This is a genomic window from Labrys sp. E2SS-1L, from assembly GCF_057073705.1.
Genome location: NZ_CP172712.1, coordinates 4,370,215 through 4,390,469, shown reverse-complemented (window position 1 = coordinate 4,390,469; position 20,255 = coordinate 4,370,215). Strand labels below are relative to the sequence as shown.

Genomic DNA, 20,255 nt, shown 5'->3' with positions numbered 1-20,255 from the left:
CTGTTGCGTCTGGCCGCTGTGCACGGCGGGGGAGGCGCTGCGTTTTGCAGCAAAAGACCATGCACCACAAGAGTGTAGCGAAGGTTGACGGCCGGAATTTAGGCACGGCCAGGATGTAGAAGCCGTCGATTGACCGATTCTCACGTCAAAATCATGGTGAGGAAGGGCGCGATTGCAAGAAAATGCACGCTTGCCTCACTTCGCCCCGCAGGACACTTTCTCAGGCGCCTCAGGACGCCAGCCGGAACCTCCCGCCGGCAACGGCCTCGCGGACGGCCGCCAGCATGGCGGCACGATCCTGCCCTTCCGTCGCGATGACATGGCGCTCGAGCGCACCCAGATCGGAGAATTGCCGGTGCAGCGCGGTGATCGGCTCGGGGTCGCTCAGGGTGTCGCCGCCGCGCAGGCGGCAGCGCTCGATCGCAGCTGCCAGGAGCGGGCGCAGCACCACATAGTGGACCGGCAAGGCGAGCGCCCTGAACGGCGCCAGGAACCAGGGACCGACAATGCCGTCCAGGATCACGAAATAGCCACCACGAGCATAGGCTTGCACTGCACTGACCAGAACGTCGATTACCACCATATTCTGATGATGGGCTTCAGCCAGATAGGGCGCGATCGCGCCATTCTTGATGAAATGCCAGAAATCGTCGGCGTGCAGATGCACGGCCGGCGCGCCTGGTTCGGACGCAAGGGCTTGTGCCGTCGTGGTCTTTCCCGAACCCGGAGGGCCGGTGAGAATGAGGATCTGGCCTGCAAGGTCGGTCATTGGCTCAAACATAATTGGCGGACAAGGAAGGTCGCAGCCTTATTGAGCTTGCATCGAAGCGGCGCAAGTCTTTGTCATCGCCGTCACGGGGCATCGATTGCGCCTGGTTCGGAGCCGACCCCAGGAAGCGAGTCGATAGGCGTCAGCACTCCACCGCATTGACGGCGAGGCCCCCCTGCGAGGTTTCCTTGTATTTGGACTGCATGTCCGCGCCGGTGACGCGCATGGTGGTGATCACCTGGTCGAGGCTGACCTTGTGGGTGCCGTCGCCACGCAAGGCGAGGGAGGCGGCGGCGATCGCCTTGTTGGCCCCGAAGGCATTGCGTTCGATGCAGGGAATCTGCACCAGGCCGCCGATCGGATCGCAGGTCATACCGAGATGATGCTCCATGCCGATCTCGGCCGCGTTCTCGACCTGGGCGATATTGCCGCCGAGCGCGGCGGCAAGCCCGCCCGCCGCCATCGAGGCCGCGACCCCGACCTCGCCCTGGCAGCCGACCTCGGCGCCCGAGATCGAGGCGTTCATCTTGAACAACATGCCGATTGCGGCGGCCGTGAGCAGGAACTCGTCGGCGCCGGCCTCCGAATAGTCGCAGAAATCCCGATAGTAGCGCAGTACCGCCGGTACGATGCCGGCAGCGCCGTTGGTGGGCGCCGTCACCACCCGCCCGCCGGCAGCATTTTCTTCGTTCACGGCGATCGCGAAGAGGGAAACCCAGTCCATCACCTCGTGCGGCGCGCGGACATTGCGGCCGATATCGGTGAGCAGGCGATCGTGCAACGCCTTGGCGCGGCGCTTTACCCGCAGTCCGCCCGGCAATTCGCCCTCCTGGCTCATGCCGCGGTCGATGGCGGCATTCATGACGGACCGGATGCCGGCGAGCCGCTCGCGGATGGTGGCTTCGGGCTGGCTCGCCATTTCATTGGCGAGCACGATGCCGCCGATGCTCAGATTGTGCTCGACACCAAGGCGCAACAGGTCGGCGCTGCTGCCGAAAGGGTAGGGAACGTCCACCGTCGCCAGCGTCGCTGCGCTTTCCCCCTCGGCCAGCACGAAGCCGCCGCCGATGGAATAGTAGAATTCCGTGGCGAGGGCAGTGCCGCCCTCGTTCCAGGCCGTGAAGGACAGGGTGTTGGGATGGCCCTTGGGTTGCGTCTTGCGATCGAAGACGATGTCGCGGTTGTGCTCGAAGCTCATGGCCCGGCGGCCGCCGAGGGCGAGCATGCCCTTGCTGGTGGCGTCTTCGACGATCGCGGCGACGGTCTCTGGATCGACGGTTTCCGGTTCCTCGCCGGCGAGGCCCAGGATCACGGCGATATCGCTGGCATGCCCGTGACCGGTCCAGGCCAGCGAGCCGTAAAGCACGGTTTCAATCCGGTGGGTGTGGATGAAATGGCCCTGCTTGCGGAGCGACTGCACGAAGCGATTGGCGGCACGCATGGGGCCGACAGTGTGCGAAGACGAGGGGCCGATGCCGATCTTGAAGATGTCGAAGACACTGATCATCGGCGTTGAGTTCCCACCAAACTGTTGCAGCTGGACCCTCACAATCGAAACGCACCACCATCGAGTGGAGCGTAACAAATGTTACACCAACTTTCGTTGCACAGGAAACTTGCGCGAAGAGGCCCGAATTGCTACCCCAAAACCGACGCCGGTTTAGCTCAGCTGGTAGAGCAACCGCCTTGTAAGCGGTAGGTCGCGAGTTCAAGTCCCGCAACCGGCACCATCCTCCCCCTCAGTTTCAATTGTTCGGACTCTGCCGTTGTGCGGCTGGCGGAGGAATTTCGTTCTGGCGCAGGGTGATCCGACGCCACCTTCGGAATGAGCTCTTCGGTGGCGGTGACTTGCGATCCGTCGCCCGGCAAGTCGTGGCAAGGCTCAAAGGTGGATGGGGCGAAGGGCACTCTTGTCGGTGTCGTCAGCCGAGTTCCTGGGCAAGGCCGATGAGCAGCCCGCCAGGCCCGCGGATGTAGCAGAGTCGATACACGTCCTTATATCGGACGACGTCGCCTACGAGTTGCGCGCCGCGTCGACGGAGCCTTTCAAGCGTGTCGTCGATGTCATCAACGGTGAACATGGCGCGCAGATAACCTAGAGCGTTCACCGGGGCGTTGCGGTGATCGGCGACGACAGGCGGCGTGAGGAAGCGGGATAGTTCGAGCCGGCTGTGGCCGTCCGGCGTGCGCATCATGGCAATCTCGACGCGCTGATCGCCGAGCCCGGTGACCCGTCCGGCCCATTCGCCTTCGATCGTGGCCTGCCCTTCGAACTCGAGGCCGAGCTCGCGAAAGAAATCGATCGCCCCTGCGAGGTCATCGACGACGATCCCGACATTGTCCATGCGCTTGAGTGCCATGTGTCCAATCTACAAGGGGTCGTCCAGGCCGTAAACGCTTAAAACTGCGTGGGCGAGGGGGCGGTGCTCGGCGCAGCCTGGTATCTCGAACCTGATGGAGCATTTCAGTCGCGACCGATCGCATCGGGCGCCCGGGGGCGATGACGTGCCCGTCACTGCGCCGCTAGCGAGCAGCCTCATTCGCGCCGGGAGCCTTAGATGGCTAAATATAGCCCGGCCCGTTTTCAATCGAGACAGGCGCCGACAGATTTCCATCCGGGAAAACGGATCGGATCGAGTCTGCAGACCCCGCCGGATTTCGGTCGGGAAAGCACGAGTACATTGTTACCGCCCGGCAAGCGATAAGTATCGTCCTGTGTGGTTGTCGAGAGGAAGGGATGACAAAAACAAAGCGCCGCACCTGTTGGGGAGGTGCGGCGCCCGAATAGAAATCAAACTATGCAATATCGAACGGCGCAAACGCGCCTTCATCTACTCTTACGTGCTAACAATCGTTACCAAACTGACGATACGCTTGAACACTTACCGTGGAAAGTCCGCAATCCAATGAAACGATTGCCGTACCATCCATGTCGATGTTTATAAGACGCCTCGTCTCTAAATGCAAGAGATATGAAACGGGGCGTCTTGAAATTTTCGTGAGGTGGGGGACTGTGCCTTCCGAGCCGATCACGAACGGACAATCCCGGGCCTTGGCCGTTCCAGGCTGCCGTTTTGCTAATTTCCAGCCGTCGACACGGGAGGCGAAGCAGCCATGCAAGGTCAGGTTGATTGAAAACAAGCAGAAATGCGTTTATATATGAGACATTACGTCTAGATTATATTCTTGACATTTATAGGAGTTGTCGGTGGCCATTGCGCAGCAGGCGGCACGACCCGTCGGAAGACCGCGCTGCATGGAAACGCATAAGGCGATTTTGCATGCAGCGGCCGAATTGCTCGAACGCGCTCCCTATCGCGATATCTCGGTCGAACGCATCGCGGCTCTCGCCGGGGTGGGCAAGCAGACCATCTATCGCTGGTATGACAGCAAGGCCGATCTCCTGCTCGACGCCTATCTTGCCCGTTGCACCGAGGTGCTGCCGCCCATGGTCGCCGGCGGCGAGCCCATGGTGAATTTCCGCAACTATGTGCGCCGCCTGGCTGAATATCTCAACGATCCGATGATGGAAGGCGCCTCCAGGGCCCTGCTGGCGGAGGCGCAGTTCGAGCGTCCGTTCCGGGAGCGCTTCAGCGAGATCGTCATGAAGCGCCGCCAGGAAATCGCCCGGGCCTTCGTGATCTCGGCCATGCACAAGAAGCAGATCCGCGACGATGTCGATCCGGATACCGTGCTCGATCTGATCATGTCGCCGATCTTCCAGCGTTTTCATACCACCGTGACGCCGCCCGATGCGGCCTATGTCGACAAGATCTTCGACATGGTGCTGGCGGGGCTGGCCGTGCGAAACGAGCCTGCGGCCAAGGTTGCCGCCGAGTAATCCGGATCGACTGCGCAGCCCTTCCACCGCCGTCCTATAGACGTCAGGTCCCGAAGATCTGCTGACGCCCGTCCATCAGCGTGGCGACTTCCTCTGCCGCGAGAGGGGCGTAGCTGTGGCTGTCCACGCCGACATCGAGGCTGTAGCCGAAGGGCTCGCCGTCGAGGCGGCCATGCACATGCCCGAACAGATGCCAGGCGCCACGCCAGGCCCCCGGCCATTCGCGCATCGGGTAATGGCACATCACGATCGTCTGGCCTTTCCAGCGCAATTCCTTGATCTCGGTGATCGAACGCAGGCGCCCGGTCGACTCGAGCTTGGCCTGGTCGTCATGATTGCCGAGGATGAGATGGATCTGGCCGTTGAGGCGTTCCAGATAGGTCTCGGCCGGCTTGCCCGCGCGAAAGCTGAAATCGCCGATGTGATAGACCACGTCGTTCGGGGCAACCTTGCCGTTCCAGCGCGCGATCAAGGCCTCATCCATCGCCTCGACGCTGTCGAAGGGGCGCTTGCACAGGCGGATGATCGATTCATGGCCGAAATGGGTGTCGGCGGTGAAGAAGAGCTTGCTCACGGCATGGCCTGTTCCGAGGCGCCGGCCGGCAGGCCGACGCCCATTGCATGGGAGAGGAGGTCTCCCTCCGGTCTAGCGCCGCAGATCCGGCGGGGTCGCTTCCTTGACCAGTTCGGCGATTGCCTTGTCGAGCGGCAGCACCGACTGGGCCTGCGAGCCAAGGCGGCGGATCGAGACGGTGCGTTCCGCACCTTCCTTCTTGCCGAGGGCGAAGATCACCGGGGTCTTGGCGAGGGAATGCTCGCGCACCTTGTAGTTGATCTTCTCGTTGCGCAGATCGATCTCCGCGCGTAGCCCCGCCGCCCTGAGGGCCGCGACGACCTCCTGGGCATAATCGTCGGCGTCCGAGGTGATCGTGCACACCATGACCTGCTCGGGCGCCAGCCAGAGCGGGAAATGCCCGGCATGGTTCTCGATCAGGATGCCGAGGAAGCGTTCCATCGAGCCGCAGATGGCGCGGTGGATCATCACCGGTGTCTTCTTCTCGCCGTCCGAATCCACGAAGAAGGCGCCGAAGCGCTCCGGCAGGTTGAAGTCGACCTGCGTGGTACCGCACTGCCAGTCACGGCCGATGGCGTCCTTCAGGGTGTATTCGAATTTCGGGCCGTAGAAGGCGCCTTCGCCAGGGTTGATGCCGGTCTTGATGCGCCCGCCCGACTGCTCCTCGATCTGCTCGAGCACCCGCATCATCACCTCTTCGGCGCGATCCCAGAGCTCGTCGGATCCGACGCGCTTCTCCGGCCGGGTGGAGAGCTTGACCACGATCTCGTCGAAGCCGAAATCGGCATAGGTCGACAGGATGAGATCGTTGATCTTCAGGCACTCGGCCGCCATCTGCTCGTCGGTGCAGAAGATATGGGCATCGTCCTGGGTAAAGCCGCGCACGCGCATCAGGCCGTGCAGGGCGCCCGAGGGCTCATAGCGATGCACGGCGCCGAACTCGGCCAGGCGCATCGGCAAGTCGCGATAGGACTTCAGGCCGTGCTTGAAGATCAGCAGATGGCCCGGGCAGTTCATCGGCTTGATGGCGAAGACGCGTTCGTCCTCGGTCTCGTCGCCGGCGGACTTGGCCATGAACATGTTCTCGCGATACCAGCCCCAATGGCCGGAGATCTCCCACAGATGCTTGTCGAGCAGCTGAGGCGCGTTGACCTCCTTGTAGTCGGCCTTCAGGCGCCGGCGCATATAGGCGATCAGCTCCTGGAATATCGTCCAGCCCTTGCCGTGCCAGAACACCACGCCCGGGCCTTCCTCCTGGAAATGGAACAGGTCCATCTCGCGTCCGAGGCGGCGATGGTCGCGCTTCTCGGCTTCCTCGATCTGCTTGAGATAGAGGTCGAGCTCCTCCTGGTTGCGCCAGGCGGTGGCATAGATGCGGGTCAGCATCGGATTGTTGCTGTCGCCGCGCCAATAGGCGCCGGCCACCTTCATCAGCTTGAAGGCGGTGCCGATCTGGCCGGTCGAGACCATATGCGGGCCACGGCAGAGATCGAACCAGTTGTCCTGGTAGTAGATCTTCAGATCCTGGTCGACGGGGATCGCCTCGACCAGCTCGACCTTGAACTTCTCGCCCTTGTCGGCGAAGACCTGCCTGGCCTTGTCACGGCTCCATATCTCGCGGGTGAAGGGAGCGTTGCGGGCGATGATCTCACGCATCTTCGCTTCGATCTTCGGAAAGTCTTCCGAAGAGAAAGGTTCGGCGCGATAGAAGTCGTAATAGAAGCCGTTCTCGATCACCGGGCCGATGGTGACCTGAGTGTCGGGCCAGAGCGACTGCACGGCCTCGGCCATGACATGGGCTGCATCGTGCCGGATCAGCTCCAGGGCTTCCGGGCTCTCGCGGGTGACGATCTCGATGCGGGCATCGCGACCGATCTCCTCCGCGAGGTCGGTCAGCACCCCGTCGAGCTTCATGGCGATGGATTTCTTGGCGAGGGATTTGGAGATGCCCTCGGCAACGGCCTTGCCGGTCACGCCGGCATCGTAGGAACGCTGATTGCCATCGGGAAAAGTCAAAACAGGCATAGTTTTCTCCAGGCTCACTCCTGCCAACCAAGCAGGTAAGCGATTTCAGGTGATATAGGAGAGGCTACTGCCCCTCATCGCAGGTAAAAGGCCGTCGGCGGCCATAGCGCCACGGTCTATACCAGCTCGCGTCGGCGGGCAATCGTTCCGGCACGGGATCGAGGCCCGATCCGCCCCAGGGATGGCAGCGGCAGATCCGAAACAAGCCCATCCATCCGCCCGCCCACACGCCATGGCGCTCGATCGCCTCGTCGGCAAATTCCGAGCAGCTCGGAAAATAGCGGCATTGTCGCCCGATCAGGGCCGACAACGTGACCTGGTAGGTACGGATGACGAGATGTGCGGCAGTGCGGGGCCAGGTCATGACGAGATGCGACAGGGGTGAGAGCTTCCGGCCGGAATCGAAATCAAAGCTCGAGGGCGATGTCGGTCTGGAAGGTCTCGACGATCTCGATCATGCGCCGGACCTGGTCGAAGGCCGATTGCAGCCTTTCCTCCAGCTCGATGAGTTCGTTGAGGGAGGTGACGGTGAACTTGGTTCCGCGCAGGAATTCGCTGCGCTTGAGGGAAAGACTACGGTCCGCCCAGATGGATTTATAGGCGAGCACCAGTTCGTCGGGATAGCCCTTGAACAAGGCGACGAGATCCTTGTCCGTCTCTATGCGACTATGAACCTCGAACTTCTTGCCGCCGATCAACCCCGACTTGACGTTTCGCCGCAGGATCAGTTTCAACATGGGCGCCCCCGTCTTTACCTAGAGCAAAGCGCGTTCAAGCGTGAACGACTATTTACTCTAACTCCTTGTTCTCAAGCCAATCCAAAGGATTGGCTAAGGCGTCTTTGCGATTCTTGGTGATTCCACCAAATCGTAAAACGTTCCGAACACGATGCTCATTTCCGGAAAAACCGGCAAGTTCAAGAGCAGAATGGGGCTTTTCCGTCATAATTCGCAAGGGGCAGGGCGAATCCTGAGGTCGTGGGCTTCCTGGCTGCTCCGGAAAATGCCCAAATCGGAGTGTCGACCTTCAGGTCGACATCATCCAACGGCTCCGTTTCCGAGAATGTCGATCTGGAGATCGACACTCCTTTTCGAGCCTTACTCCGCCGCCTTCGCTTCGATGCTGTCGAAAGCGGAGACCACCGCATCGAAAGTGAGCAGCGTGGAGGCGTGACGGGCCTTGAAGTCGCGCACCGGTTCCAGCACAGCAGCTTCGGCAAAACGGCCTTCGGGGGGCGGGCCGTTCTCCTTGAGCATGCGGCGCATCGCCTCGCGCGCCTGCCGCAATTCGTCGGCGCTCGCGCCGATGATATTGCGGGCCATGATGGAGGAGGAGGCCTGTCCGAGAGCACAGGCCTTCACGATATGGGCGAAATCGGAGACCTTGCCGTCTTCAACCGCCAGCTCGACCGAAACGGTGGAGCCGCACAGTTTGGAATGGGCCGTGGCTGCGGCATCTGCGCGCGGCAGATGGCCGATACGCGGAATATTGGCTGCCAATTCGAGGATACGTTTATTATAGACGTCGTCGAGCATGGGTGGACGCTTGATTGAATGCGCTTCGCTCTCAACTATATAGGCATGAATGGGTCGGTTGGGGAGGGGTGTTCTCCAGGCCGGTATGATCTAAACCCGCAAGGCCGATTTTTGATGATCTGCCTTGGCGGTGGGAGTAGCTTTTGATGGATGCACTGGTGGATAAGCCTGCGGCCAAGTTGGAACGCGACGACGTCGCCCGCACCCCTATGCCTCGCCCGACGCGCAAGGAGGCCGAAGCCGCCGTGCGGACGCTGATCCAATGGGCCGGCGACGATCCCGATCGCGAAGGCCTGATCGACACGCCCAAACGGGTGGTCAAGGCCTGGCGCGAGATGTTCAAGGGCTATGAGCACGATGCCGGCGAAGAACTCGACACCATCTTCGAGGAAGTCGGCGGCTATGACGACATGGTGCTGGTGCGCGACATTCCCTTCTACTCGCATTGCGAACACCACATCGTGCCGATCCTGGGCCATGCCCATATTGCCTATTATCCGAGCGGCGGCGTGGTCGGCCTCTCCAAGCTGGCACGCGTGGTGGAGATTTATGCCCGGCGCCTGCAGACGCAGGAGCATCTCACCGCCAACGTCACCCAGGCCATCGAGGAGCGCCTCAAGCCTCGGGGACTGGCCGTGATGCTGGAGGCCGAGCATATGTGCATGGCCATGCGCGGCATCCAGAAACAGGGCGTTTCCACGGTGACGACCGGCTTTACCGGCATCTTCAAGTCGGAGCCGCAGCAGCAGATGCACTTCCTGTCCCTGGTACAGCGCGCCTACAAAGCACGCTGAGCGACACCCGACGGCGGCACTGCTCGTCACGAGCGCTGTCGTTCGGCGTTCGAGCGTCTTATTCCCTTTATGAGTCGTGCTGCACGCTGGCGCGCGTGTGGCATGGATCGTGCACGGGTTGGGGCAGCCATGTCTCGAAGGAGTACCGATGATGCTGCAATCGACTGAGCTCAAAACGCTGTTCCCGAAGGCCGAGGACATTCCTGTCGAGTTTCGCCTTCCGGGCGAGATCCATCAGGATTGCGTTCTGGTGAACGGCGAGTTGCTAGCATGGACCGGCGAGAAGCAGAGCGTGATCTCACCCATTCACCTGCGCGATGGGGAAGGGCGCTTACTGCCGGTCACCCTCGGCTCGGTGCCCGTCGGCGGCATCCCGGAGGCCGATGCCGCGCTCGCGGCGGCGGTCGGCGCCTATGACAATGGCCGCGGCGCCTGGCCGACGATGCGGGTCGCCGATCGCATCATCTGCATGCTCGATTTCATCCGCCAGATGGTGGCGCGTCGCAGCGAGATCGTGCGGCTGATCATGTGGGAGATCGCCAAGTCATTGCCGGATGCCGAGAAGGAGTTCGATCGCACCGTCGACTATATGCGCGCCACCGTCGATGCCGTGCGCAATCTCGACAATGAGAATTCACGCTTCCAGATCGTCGAGGGCACCATCGGGCAGATCCGCCGCACGCCCCTCGGCGTCGTGCTGTGTATGGGCCCCTACAACTATCCCCTGAACGAGACCTTCGCCACGCTGATCCCGGCCCTGATCATGGGCAACACCCTGGTATTCAAGCCGCCGCGCTTCGGTGTCCTGCTGTTCGAGCCCCTTCTGGAAGCATTCCGCAGCGCCTTCCCGGCGGGTGTGGTCAATTTCGTCTATGGCAAGGGCGCGGAAATCGTGCCGCATCTGCTGGAATCCGGCAAGGTGAATGCACTCACCCTGATCGGTTCCAGCAAGGTCGCCGACCATCTCAAGAAGTTGCATCCCAAGACCAACCGCCTGCGCGCCATTCTCGGCCTCGATGCCAAGAATGCCGCCATCGTGCTCGCCGATGCCGATCTGGAACTGGCGGTGAAGGAATGCCTTGCCGGGGCGCTGTCCTTCAACGGCCAGCGCTGCACCGCGCTGAAGATGCTGATCGTGCACCGCTCCATCGTCGATCGTTTCCTGCAGCGCTTCACCGAGGAGCTTGCCAAGCTCAGGATCGGCATGCCCTGGGACAAGGGCGTCAGCATCACGCCGCTGCCCGACAGGGCCAAGGCCGAATACATGATGGCCTGCGTCGAGGATGCCGTAGCCAAGGGGGCCAGGGTGGTCAACGAAGGCGGCGGGGACGAGGTCGAGACATTGTTCCGGCCGGCCGTGGTTTATCCGGTGGCGGAGGGCATGAAGCTCTATCGCGAGGAGCAGTTCGGGCCGATCGTGCCGGTGATGCCCTTCGACGACATCGAGACGGCGCTGGACTACGTCATCACTTCCGAGCACGGCCAGCAGGTCAGCATCTTTTCGACCAGCGCGGATGACATCGGCACGCTGGTGGATCCGCTGGTGAACCAGGTCTGCCGGGTCAACATCAACTGCCAGTGCCAGCGCGGGCCGGACATCTTCCCCTTCACCGGCCGCAAGGATTCGGCGGAGGGTACGCTCTCTGTCACCGATGCGCTGCGGTCCTTCTCGATCCGTTCGATGATCGCCGCCAAGCAGACCGAGCCCAGCAAGAAACTGCTCGACGAAATCACGCGCAGCCACAAGTCGAAGTTCATCCATACGGACTTCATCTTCTGAGCCCTACGCGTTTCCCGCCACCCGTCCCATGAGTATCAGCATGACGACCTCGTTCCCTGCGCCCGGCGACAAGGCCTCCCTGGAAGAAGGCCTTGTCTTCACGCCGAAATTCGACCGCGATGGCCTGATCACGGTGGTGACGCTCGGTGCCGAGCATGGAGAGGTGCTGATGGTCGCGCATATGAATGCCCAATCCCTGGCCCGCACGCTGGAGACCGGCGAGGCCTGGTACTGGTCGCGATCGCGCCAGGCGCTCTGGCGTAAAGGCGAAACGTCAGGCCAATTGCAGCGCGTGGTGGAATTGCGCACCGATTGCGATCAGGATGCCCTGATCATGCGCGTCGAGGTCGGCGGCGATGGCGGCTGTTGCCACACCGGCCGCCATTCCTGCTTCTACCGTGTGGTCAAGGGCGAGGATGGCGGGCCGGCACGGCTGGTGATGGCGGAGTGACCGCCCTCATTTCTCCACGAAAGCCTTGAGCCGGGCGAAGGCGGCATCCCATTGTGCGGATACCTCGTCGAGGTAGGAGCGCGCGGCCTCGATCGGCTCGGGGCGGTAGGCAAACTGCGTCTCGCGCCCGACACGAAGGCTCGAGACCAGACCCGCTCCTTCCAGGACGTGGAGATGCTTGGTGATGGCCTGGCGCGTCAGGCGCGTATCGGTCGACAGTTTGGCGATCGATTGCGCCTGTCCGCTGCTGAGCCGGCCGAGCAAGGAGAGCCGGGTCGGATCTCCCAATGCCGCGAAAGTCGCCGCGTGATCCTGGGTCGGTGGAGCGATATCAAGTCTCGACATAGGCTTTGATGTTCTTCATCTGCTCTTCCCAGCCGCCATCATTCATCCGGAACGCTTCGGCCCGGCGGTGGGCGGGAATGGCACCGAAGCCCGACTCGATACCGATCAATTGAGTTCCCGTCGCCGTCGGGCGCAAATGGAATTCCACCAGGGTTGGGGTTTCCTTGGAATAGTCGACGTCCGGATCGACGGCGTAGGGATGCCAGGTGAAGGAGAACAGGCGAGGCTTGTCCATGCTGACGACCTTGGCTTCCCATACGACATGCTCATAGCCGGGATAGGTGATGCGGCCGCGCGAGATCTGGCCGGGCACGAAAGGCCCATCCAGCTTGACCCGGAACCAGGTGCCGAATTCCTCGTGATCGGTCAGGGCACGCCACACCCGCTCGATGGGCGCGTTCAGCTCGATGGTCTTTTCGATACGATCTGACATAATTGCAACCTCCTGGTTGCGCATCTATGTCAGATCGTAATGATTTATGCAACCTTTTGGTTGCTTAATATGTCAACCGGTCCGTTTCATGCTCAGCACGGCGAAAAAGCTGATGATCGCCGCTGCGCTGACATAATAGCCCACCCAGGGCAGGCCGCCCTGCTGCAGCAGGATCTGGGCCAGATAGGGCGCGAGCGAGGCGCCCAGGATGCCGCCGAGATTATAGGCACTGGAGGCGCCGGTGTAGCGCACCTTGGTGGGGAACAGGTCTGGCAGTAGGGCTCCGAGCGGCGCGAAGGTCAGTCCCATCAGCGCGAGCGACAGCGACAGGAAGACGAGGACCTCGAAGCTGTTGCCGCTGCCAAGCAGGATGGGCAGGCAGAAGCCCGAGGCCGCCGCCAGCGCGCTGGAGATCAGCAAGACGGGGCGAGCCCCGAAACGGTCGGATAAGGCGGCGGAGATCGGGGTGGCGATCGCCATGAAGATGACGGCAATGCAGAGCAGGCCAAGGAAATCGCTGCGGGAAATATGCAGCGCATTGACGCCATAGCCCAGGGCAAAGACGGTGGAGATGTAGAACAGGGCGTAGCACACCACGATGGCGAGGGAGCCCTGGATCAGGGGTACCCAATGGTCCCGGAGCACCTCGAGCAAGGGCACCTCGACGCGCTCGTTGCGGGCCATGGCCTCGCGAAATTCCGGCGTTTCGCTGATGGAGACGCGCAGATAGAGGCCGATCGCCACCAAAGCGGCGCTGATCAGGAAGGGGATGCGCCAGCCCCAGGAGAGGAAGCTTGCCTCGTTGAGGAACATCAGGAGGACCAGGAACAGGCCATTGGCCATGAAGAAGCCGATCGGCGGTCCGAGCTGGGGGAACATGCCGAACCAGGAACGCCGTCCCTGCGGGGCATTCTCGGTTGCGAGCAGGGCGGCACCGCCCCATTCGCCGCCAAGGCCGATGCCTTGGCCGAAACGCAGGATGCACAGCAGCAGGGGTGCCAGGAAGCCGGCCTGTTCATAGGTCGGCAGTGCGCCGATCAGCGTGGTCGACAGGCCCATCACCAGCATGGAGGCCACGAGCGTCGATTTGCGCCCGATGCGGTCACCGAAATGGCCGAAGAGGATCGAGCCGATCGGCCGGGCAAGAAAGGCGATGCCGAAGGTGAGGAAGGCGTTGAGGGCCTGTGAACCGGGCGCGGTCGACGGGAAGAAGGTCTGCCCGATCACCAGGGCAGCGGCCGTTCCATAGATGTAGAAATCGTAGAACTCGATCGTGGTGCCGACCAGGCTCGCCAGAACGATGCGACCTATTCCGCCCGGCACTGTCTGGGCACCACCGGAGCCTGCAGCCGAGTTGGCTTCAGCGTTTCCTGCCATGTTATTTTCCGTCTATTAATTGTGAAATATCGCGAGAGACCTGATTCGGCAGAAGGGCCGAAGCATTGGCGTTATCGCGCCGGGCGCCCGGAAGTGAAACAGGAAACGCAAATGTCTGCCAAAGATGATGTGACGATCGCTTTCTATGCTGAACAGGCGACTGCCTACACCATGCGGGGACAAGTGGCACAGAAACGGCGCCTCGATCAGTTTCTGTCTCATATCGCTCCGGGCGGAGCCATCCTGGAACTTGGCTGTGGTGCAGGACAGGATAGCGAATACATGCTGTCCAGTGGCTTCGACGTCACGCCGACTGATGGTACGCCGGAAATTGCGCATGCCGCCGCTCAGCGGCTCGGCCGGCCGGTCGATGTCCTGCTGTTCGAGGCGATCGACGCTGTCGGGATCTATGACGGTGTCTGGGCCAATGCCTGCCTGCTCCACGTGCCGCGCACCGATCTGCCCGCGGTCATCGGCAGGATCCATCGGGCGCTGAAGCCCGGCGGCGTTTTCCACGCCAGCTTCAAGGCCGGCGAGGCGGAGGGCAGGGACCAGTTCGGCCGCTATTACAATTATCCTTCGGCGGGCTGGCTCGAGCAGGCCTATCGGCCCGGCCCCTGGGAGAGCGTCGCGATCGAGGCCGCCAAGGGCGGCGGCTATGACAACAAGCCGACCGACTGGCTCTTCATCGTGGCCCGCAAGGCCGGACACTGACATAGCGCGGCGCGCCGATCATAGGGCACCGATAGCCGAGGCTATACTACTTGCTCTGGCCTTACGGCAGCTTCCGGGAGTAGGGACCTCGCATCGGCACAGACCTTTGCGGAGGCGCTGCGCATGAACCAGGAACCATCATGAATCGCGCCCAGAAAGCCGCCCTTGCCAGTGCCGGCGTCGGCCTCGTCGTTCTTGCGCTGAAGTTCGGCGCCTATTGGCTGACGGGCTCGCTCGCGCTCTATTCGGATGCGCTGGAGAGCATCATCAACGTGGTCGCGGCGGGCGCCGCCTTCATCGCGCTGCGAGTGGCCTCCAAGCCTGCCGATGGCGGCCATCCCTATGGGCATCACAAGGCCGAATATTTTTCCGCCGTGATCGAGGGCGTGATGATCGTGCTGGCGGCGATCCTCATCCTGATCAAGGCCTATGACGGCATTCTCGCACCCAGGCCACTGGATGCACCTGCATTGGGCCTGGCAGTGAATGCCGTGGCGACTGCGATCAATCTTGGTTGGGCGGTGACTCTGCTGCGCTGGGGCCGGACCTGGCGCTCGCCGGCCCTGGTCGCCGATGGCCGGCACGTGATGACCGACGTCTGGTCGTCCGGCGGTGTCCTGATCGGCGTCGCCCTCGTGGCCGTGACGGGCTGGCTGATCCTCGACCCGATTCTGGCGGCGATCGTCGCCGTCAACATTCTGTGGTCGGGCTGGGTGATGATCCGCGACTCCGTCTCCAGCCTGATGGATGCCTCCGCGCCGCCGGAAATCCTCGACCAGATCGCCAAGATCATCGCCACCCACAGCGAGGGCGCCCAGGAGGCCCACGATGTCAGGACCCGCCAGGTCGGCAGCGTCATCTTCATCGATTTCCATCTGGTGGTGCAGGGCACGATGTCGGTGACCGAATCGCATGCCATCTGCGACCGCATCGAACTGGCGCTCCGCCAGGCGATCGAGGGTGCGCGGGTGACCATTCATGTCGAGCCGGAGGAGAAGGCCAAGCACAAGGGCGTGCCCGTCCTGCTGGCCTCCTGAGACAAGTGCTCCGCGATCAGGTCTCGCGCGCCTGCCGCAGCATGGCGCGCACGATCACCCGGTGGAAAGGCAGCACGGCGGCGAGATAGGCGCGCCCGAGGCGGTTGTGGGTCAGGACGAGCGTGGTGAGCGTGACGCGCTGGCGCTCGAGGCGTGGCGATACGTCGACGATCACCCGAAAGTCGAGATGCCTGTCGTCGAAGCCGGCGACCAGCCGGTCCGGTGTCTGGCTGAGGACGGGAAAGATGCCGAGGACGCCCAGGCCCGCCGCTGAGGACGGCGGGCGGGTATGCAGGCCAAGGGGAGCGACGACGAGGTTCCTGAGAGCCAGAAGCGCAGCGATCCAGCGCGGTGAGCGGGCCATGATGCGCTCGGCGGCCCGTCTTGCGTCGAGTTTTGGCGGAGCCATGTCCAGCGCATAGGCGTCGGCGAACTGTGCGCCGGGAAGAAGGCTGGTGAGACCCGCGTCGGGCGTGACGGCGATGGTGTTCATGGAAACGATGCTCCACGCGCTCCAGGATCTCGGCAGAACGGAGCGATGACGCGGAGTATAGAGCCGCCGAGGACGAGGGGCGCGTGCTGCGATGTCGCACGCGCCCGCAATGCTCAGACCATGTCAGGCAGGGGAGCTTCTTCCGGCGCCGGTGCCGAAGGCAGCACGATGACCTTGGTGCCCGTCGGCACGCGGTTATAGAGATCGATGATGTCCTGGTTCATCAGGCGGACGCAGCCCGACGACACCTTGGTGCCGATGGTGGCCGGATTGGTGGTGCCATGCAGGCGATAGAGCGTGTCGCGGCCGTCGCGGTAGAGATAGAGCGCGCGGGCGCCGAGCGGGTTGTCGACCCCGCCGGGCATGCCGTTGCGATAGGGTTCGTTCAGTTCCGGATCGCGCCGGATCATGTCGGGCGTGGGGGTCCAGCGCGGCCATTCGGCCTTACGGGAGATGGTGGCTTCGCCCTGGAAATTGAACGCCTCGGTCTTGCCGACGCCGACGCCGTAGCGGATCGCCCTCCCGTTCTCCTGGACGAGATAGAGGAAGCGCTGATTGGGATCGACGACAATGGTGCCGGGCTGCTCCGCGGTCTCGTAGGGAACTTCGCGGCGCCAATATTTCGGCGGCACCTTGGCAAGGTTCACGGCCTGAACGGGAAAGCGATCATCCTCGATGCCTCCGTAGAGGGAGACATAGTAGGGATCAGGTGTAAAGGCCGCTTGCTGCAAATTGGCATCTCTCTGGCCACCTCTCGTTGCGCAACTGGCAAGAAAAAGCGGTGCGCCCAGAAGAAGTATGCGTCGCGTCAGTATCATCTCAACCCCGAATATCCAGTACCGTGTTCCAATGGCGGCTATCAGCCAGCAAATCTGAGGAGCGGTTGCTCCAATGAATTGGGCGATAGATGCGCATTGCGGCAGGATTGCGCATTGAAGCGAGACACAAGGACGTGATCGGCAAAAGCGCACGCAACTGTGATCGAATGGCAACAGAATTGCGCCTGGCAGCTGGTATTTCGCCTCTTCGGCCACTGTCCGTGCTTGGGGGCGGCGTGAAACAGCCGAAGACGCGGCCCTTGTCAGGCCCAGGGTGCTTGACCCGAGCATCCAGTGGCCCCGCTCTCTTCCTCATCCGGAAGGGGTTGGATTGCCGGGACAAGCCCGGCAACGACAAAGGTCGAGCCATTCGATGCGATTATTTCGCGCCGCACCCTCAGCGGGCGATCACCTCGACATCGCCATCATGGCCGGCCTTGACATCGAACTCGCGCGTATAGACCCGGCCTTCGTGGCGGGCCACCACGGTATAGTTGCCCTCGGCCAGGATCAGGGAGGGAAAGGCGCCGATGGATTCGCGGATGACGTCGCCGCCCGGCGTCAGGACCGACCAGGCCGTGTTGGCGATCGCCTCGCCCCCGGCCTGGCTCACCAGCTTCAGCGTCAGCGTCGCCGCCATCTGGTGGAAGGTGGCTTCCGTCAGTTTGCCGGCGCCGATCGAGATTTCGGCGGAGACGGTGGCGTTGGAATCGCCATAGGTGCATTCGACGAAATAGCGGCCCTCGGGCAGGCGCAGGATACTGGTGGCCGGAACGCCCTCGGCGATGAGGCGGCGCTCGCCGGTGGACTGGATCACCATGACGCGTGCGGTTAATTGCTCGGGCGGGATCGGCTTGTCGAGCACCGAGGCTTCGACCTGCAGGCCACCGGCCTTGATCACCAGGCCCTGCCGCACGGCTGCCTTGTCGACCTCGAATTCCTTGGTTGCAGCGGCGAGTCCATAGGCGGCATGCACGACGTAGCGCCCGGGTGCCAGTGAGAATTCGGGGGCTGGTTCGTCGGATTCGGCCATCTTCACCGCATCGGCCTCGCCCTTGCCGAGGCGGAATACCCGCCATTTCAGACCTGATGTGATCGGCGCGCCTTTTTCGGCAAAACTGGCGGAGAGTTCGACCTTGCGTGTGACGGCCGGTTCCTCGACCGCAGCCGGGGGCGCTGCCTGGGCAGGTGCCTGCGGCGCTGCCGCGGGGACGGCGGCAGGACTCGGCGGCGTCTGTGCGGCCGCGGGCACGGCCATCAGGGTGCCCGCCAGCAGGAGGACCGGAATCTTGAAGATCGAAGTCTTGGCAATCATGGCCGCCACGATTCACGGAAAGGCGGCGATTTCAAGCCCCATCTTCACCATGGTGTTCGCCACCGGCTACCTTGGGCGAGGATAGGGCATCGGGCAAGCCCTGGGCCTGGCGCTGGAGGCGCTCCGCCCGGGCGGCCGCCAGGATTGCGGCGAGCAGGCCGGGGAAGCGTGATTCGATGTCGTCGGCGCGTAGCGTGATCAGGCGATGCGTGCCCATTTGACGCGTACGCGTCAGGCCGGCCTCGCGCAGGCGAACATAGTGATAGGTCAAATTGGTCTTGGAACTCAGGCCGTTGAAGGCGGAGCAATTCTGCTCACCATCCTCGAAGAGGCCGAGGATGATGTCACGGCGAATGGGGTCGCTGAGCGCTTCGAGGACCGTCGTCAGTTCGATCTGGTCGGTCTCCGGATGAAAGATCGTCTTGGCCATGACAGGGAGATATCGACTGAAGCTCATTTGTTCAAGAGTCATTGAACTCATTGACAGGAGCGAGGGTGAGTCCATAAGTTCAATAATTATTGAACTTATGGACTCACCATGTATCGGACCCTGACCTGGCTCGCACTGGGTGCCTTTGCCATCGGCAGTGAAGGCTTGATGATTGCCGGCATCCTGCCGCGCATCGCCGAGGATCTCGGCATTCCGGTCGGCCATGCCGGTCACCTCGTCACCATTTTTGCGCTCGCCTACGCGGTCGGCTCGCCCCTCATCGCGGTGGCGACGGCGCGTTGGGAACGCCGCACCCTGCTGATCACGGCCATGGTGGTGTTCAGTCTCGCCAATCTGGCGGCAGCCTTCGCCACCGGCTTTCTCACCTTGGCAGCAAGCCGTATCGTCCTGGCATTGTCGGCCGGGACCTTCATGCCGGCTGCCTTTGCCTATGGGGCGATGTCGGTCGAGCCCGCCAAGCGCGGGCGGGCCCTGTCCTTCATCTATACCGGCATGACCGTGGCGCTGGTGATCGGCGTGCCCTTGGGGACCGCCATCGCCGCACATCTGGGCTGGCGGGCGACGTTCGGCATGGTCGCCGCCATGAGCCTGCTGGTACTGGCCGGCATCGTCCTGAAGCTGCCGGCCGTTTCGGGGCCGCCGGCGCCGAGCCTCGCCGATCGCCTGGCCGTGGCGCGCCGTTCCGACGTGCTCGAAGTCATCGGACTGACGGTCGTGGTCCTGGCCGGTGCTTTCGGCGTCTACACCTTCATCGGGGCCTATCTCGAGACCGTTCTGGGCGCTTCTCCTGAGGCGGTTGCCGGCTTCCTGATCCTGGCAGGCCTGGCGGGGGCCGCCGGCAACACGCTGGGCGGCCATGCGGCCGACCGCTGGAACCACCGGCGCTTCCTCACCCTCGTCCTCACGGTGCTGGTCGTGAGTTTCGGCATCCTGCCACTGATCCCGGCCTTCTTGCCGGGGCTGGCCGGCTGGATCGGCGCAGGCCTGGTGCTGGTCCTATGGGGGCTTTTCGGCTGGGCTTTTCCGGCGGTGCAGCAGGTACGCCTGCTCGCCATCGACCAGCGCCTAGCCTCGGTCGTGCTCGCCCTGAACGCCTCGGCGATCTATCTCGGCACCGCGGCCGGGGCGGCCGTCGGTGCCGTGGTGGTCGAACGCTATTCGGTTCAGGCCATCGGCTGGGTGGGAGCGGGCACCGAGGTGCTGGCACTCGCTTTCCTGCTGGCGACACCCTACCGCCCGGCCCGGGAGACGCCGGCGGGAGCGGAGGTCGGTGCCATCGCCCGCCAGGATGCGGCGGAATGACCCGGCCGCATCCCGATGAACGGGAGTGGACGACAATCTCCTTCTTATCAGAGAGATAGGCGCGATTGCGTGACGGCATCCCGCGATCGCCCGGTCGTAAAGATGGGGAGGACTCGGGCCGATCGCGCCGGAAGTCCTACCCAAGGCCTGTCGCAGGGCTTATGTGAGCGTTCGTCTCCTCGGGCAAGGCGCGTTCGATCA

General features: G+C 62.8%; 22 protein-coding genes and 1 tRNA gene. 8 read left to right on the top strand and 15 right to left on the bottom strand.

Annotation, left to right across the window (positions count from 1 at the left end; all coding sequences use genetic code 11):
• Positions 1-229 precede the first annotated feature (229 nt).
• Together ACIGJE_RS20520 and ACIGJE_RS20515 are read right to left on the bottom strand one after the other, a co-directional pair.
• Positions 230-769 carry an AAA family ATPase gene (locus ACIGJE_RS20520; protein ID WP_367623168.1) on the bottom strand — a complete coding sequence of 180 codons (540 nt, stop codon included), beginning with the start codon at positions 767-769 and terminating at the stop codon, positions 230-232.
• Positions 770-911: 142 nt separating this feature from the next.
• Positions 912-2,276 (bottom strand): L-serine ammonia-lyase, encoded by a 1,365-nt coding sequence (locus tag ACIGJE_RS20515; protein ID WP_415081627.1) that lies wholly within the window; start codon positions 2,274-2,276, stop codon positions 912-914.
• Between the two features lie 147 nt (positions 2,277-2,423).
• Between ACIGJE_RS20515 and ACIGJE_RS20510 the strand changes: the two genes are divergently transcribed.
• Positions 2,424-2,499 (top strand) — tRNA-Thr (locus ACIGJE_RS20510).
• A 192-nt stretch (positions 2,500-2,691) separates the two neighbouring features.
• Here the strand turns inward: ACIGJE_RS20510 and ACIGJE_RS20505 are convergent.
• On the bottom strand, positions 2,692-3,129 hold the full coding sequence (locus ACIGJE_RS20505) for a VOC family protein (protein ID WP_311935441.1): 438 nt from the start codon (positions 3,127-3,129) through the stop codon (positions 2,692-2,694).
• 896 nt (positions 3,130-4,025) lie between these two features.
• Here ACIGJE_RS20505 and ACIGJE_RS20500 point away from each other — a divergent pair.
• Positions 4,026-4,610 carry a TetR/AcrR family transcriptional regulator gene (locus ACIGJE_RS20500; protein ID WP_311935439.1) on the top strand — a complete coding sequence of 195 codons (585 nt, stop codon included), beginning with the start codon at positions 4,026-4,028 and terminating at the stop codon, positions 4,608-4,610.
• Between the two features lie 43 nt (positions 4,611-4,653).
• On the opposite strand, the gene ACIGJE_RS20495 is transcribed toward ACIGJE_RS20500, so the two are convergent.
• The 5 genes from ACIGJE_RS20495 to ACIGJE_RS20475 all read right to left on the bottom strand — a co-directional run bounded on the left by ACIGJE_RS20495 (position 4,654) and on the right by ACIGJE_RS20475 (position 8,744).
• The gene (locus tag ACIGJE_RS20495; protein ID WP_367623166.1) at positions 4,654-5,184 is read right to left on the bottom strand and encodes a metallophosphoesterase; all 531 of its coding nucleotides are present in this window, start codon (positions 5,182-5,184) and stop codon (positions 4,654-4,656) included.
• 72 nt (positions 5,185-5,256) lie between these two features.
• Complete coding sequence (gene thrS, locus ACIGJE_RS20490) at positions 5,257-7,209, bottom strand: threonine--tRNA ligase (RefSeq protein WP_415081747.1); 1,953 nt, start codon at positions 7,207-7,209, stop codon at positions 5,257-5,259.
• A 64-nt stretch (positions 7,210-7,273) separates the two neighbouring features.
• On the bottom strand, positions 7,274-7,573 hold the full coding sequence (gene yidD, locus ACIGJE_RS20485; RefSeq protein ID WP_415081749.1) for a membrane protein insertion efficiency factor YidD: 300 nt from the start codon (positions 7,571-7,573) through the stop codon (positions 7,274-7,276).
• A 43-nt stretch (positions 7,574-7,616) separates the two neighbouring features.
• The gene (locus ACIGJE_RS20480) at positions 7,617-7,946 is read right to left on the bottom strand and encodes a hypothetical protein (protein ID WP_311935428.1); all 330 of its coding nucleotides are present in this window, start codon (positions 7,944-7,946) and stop codon (positions 7,617-7,619) included.
• Positions 7,947-8,306: 360 nt separating this feature from the next.
• Entirely contained in the window at positions 8,307-8,744 is a 438-nt protein-coding gene (locus tag ACIGJE_RS20475) for an iron-sulfur cluster assembly scaffold protein (RefSeq protein ID WP_311935426.1), read from the bottom strand.
• A gap of 146 nt (positions 8,745-8,890) precedes the next feature.
• Between ACIGJE_RS20475 and folE the strand changes: the two genes are divergently transcribed.
• From folE to hisI, 3 genes are all read left to right on the top strand, one after another.
• Positions 8,891-9,538 carry a GTP cyclohydrolase I FolE gene (folE, locus tag ACIGJE_RS20470; RefSeq protein WP_311935424.1) on the top strand — a complete coding sequence of 216 codons (648 nt, stop codon included), beginning with the start codon at positions 8,891-8,893 and terminating at the stop codon, positions 9,536-9,538.
• A gap of 148 nt (positions 9,539-9,686) precedes the next feature.
• A complete protein-coding gene (locus tag ACIGJE_RS20465) occupies positions 9,687-11,318 on the top strand; it encodes an NADP-dependent glyceraldehyde-3-phosphate dehydrogenase (protein WP_483678628.1) in 1,632 nt (543 codons plus the stop codon).
• 40 nt (positions 11,319-11,358) lie between these two features.
• The gene (gene hisI, locus ACIGJE_RS20460) at positions 11,359-11,769 is read left to right on the top strand and encodes a phosphoribosyl-AMP cyclohydrolase (protein ID WP_483678627.1); all 411 of its coding nucleotides are present in this window, start codon (positions 11,359-11,361) and stop codon (positions 11,767-11,769) included.
• A gap of 6 nt (positions 11,770-11,775) precedes the next feature.
• On the opposite strand, the gene ACIGJE_RS20455 is transcribed toward hisI, so the two are convergent.
• From ACIGJE_RS20455 to ACIGJE_RS20445, 3 genes are all read right to left on the bottom strand, one after another.
• The gene (locus ACIGJE_RS20455; RefSeq protein WP_311935419.1) at positions 11,776-12,114 is read right to left on the bottom strand and encodes an ArsR/SmtB family transcription factor; all 339 of its coding nucleotides are present in this window, start codon (positions 12,112-12,114) and stop codon (positions 11,776-11,778) included.
• The gene (locus ACIGJE_RS20450) at positions 12,101-12,547 is read right to left on the bottom strand and encodes an SRPBCC family protein (protein ID WP_311935417.1); all 447 of its coding nucleotides are present in this window, start codon (positions 12,545-12,547) and stop codon (positions 12,101-12,103) included. The genes ACIGJE_RS20455 and ACIGJE_RS20450 overlap by 14 nt, the downstream gene beginning before the upstream one ends.
• 72 nt (positions 12,548-12,619) lie before the next feature.
• On the bottom strand, positions 12,620-13,924 hold the full coding sequence (locus tag ACIGJE_RS20445) for an MFS transporter (protein ID WP_394308156.1): 1,305 nt from the start codon (positions 13,922-13,924) through the stop codon (positions 12,620-12,622).
• Positions 13,925-14,035: 111 nt separating this feature from the next.
• Here ACIGJE_RS20445 and ACIGJE_RS20440 point away from each other — a divergent pair, with 111 nt between their 5' ends.
• A complete protein-coding gene (locus ACIGJE_RS20440) occupies positions 14,036-14,638 on the top strand; it encodes a class I SAM-dependent methyltransferase (RefSeq protein ID WP_483678626.1) in 603 nt (200 codons plus the stop codon).
• 140 nt (positions 14,639-14,778) lie between these two features.
• Positions 14,779-15,675, top strand: a complete 897-nt coding sequence (locus tag ACIGJE_RS20435) for a cation diffusion facilitator family transporter (protein WP_483678625.1) — start codon at positions 14,779-14,781, stop codon at positions 15,673-15,675.
• Positions 15,676-15,691: 16 nt separating this feature from the next.
• On the opposite strand, the gene ACIGJE_RS20430 is transcribed toward ACIGJE_RS20435, so the two are convergent.
• The 4 genes from ACIGJE_RS20430 to ACIGJE_RS20415 all read right to left on the bottom strand — a co-directional run bounded on the left by ACIGJE_RS20430 (position 15,692) and on the right by ACIGJE_RS20415 (position 18,731).
• Positions 15,692-16,168 (bottom strand): DUF2867 domain-containing protein, encoded by a 477-nt coding sequence (locus ACIGJE_RS20430; protein WP_483678624.1) that lies wholly within the window; start codon positions 16,166-16,168, stop codon positions 15,692-15,694.
• 113 nt (positions 16,169-16,281) lie between these two features.
• Positions 16,282-16,986: a L,D-transpeptidase gene (locus ACIGJE_RS20425; RefSeq protein WP_483678623.1), complete on the bottom strand. Its 705-nt coding sequence runs from the start codon at positions 16,984-16,986 to the stop codon at positions 16,282-16,284.
• A 397-nt stretch (positions 16,987-17,383) separates the two neighbouring features.
• A complete protein-coding gene (locus ACIGJE_RS20420) occupies positions 17,384-18,301 on the bottom strand; it encodes a hypothetical protein (protein ID WP_311935405.1) in 918 nt (305 codons plus the stop codon).
• A gap of 31 nt (positions 18,302-18,332) precedes the next feature.
• Positions 18,333-18,731 (bottom strand): transcriptional regulator, encoded by a 399-nt coding sequence (locus ACIGJE_RS20415; protein ID WP_483678622.1) that lies wholly within the window; start codon positions 18,729-18,731, stop codon positions 18,333-18,335.
• 108 nt (positions 18,732-18,839) lie between these two features.
• Here ACIGJE_RS20415 and ACIGJE_RS20410 point away from each other — a divergent pair, with 108 nt between their 5' ends.
• Positions 18,840-20,054 (top strand): MFS transporter, encoded by a 1,215-nt coding sequence (locus tag ACIGJE_RS20410; RefSeq protein ID WP_415081761.1) that lies wholly within the window; start codon positions 18,840-18,842, stop codon positions 20,052-20,054.
• The last annotated feature ends 201 nt before the right edge of the window (positions 20,055-20,255 follow it).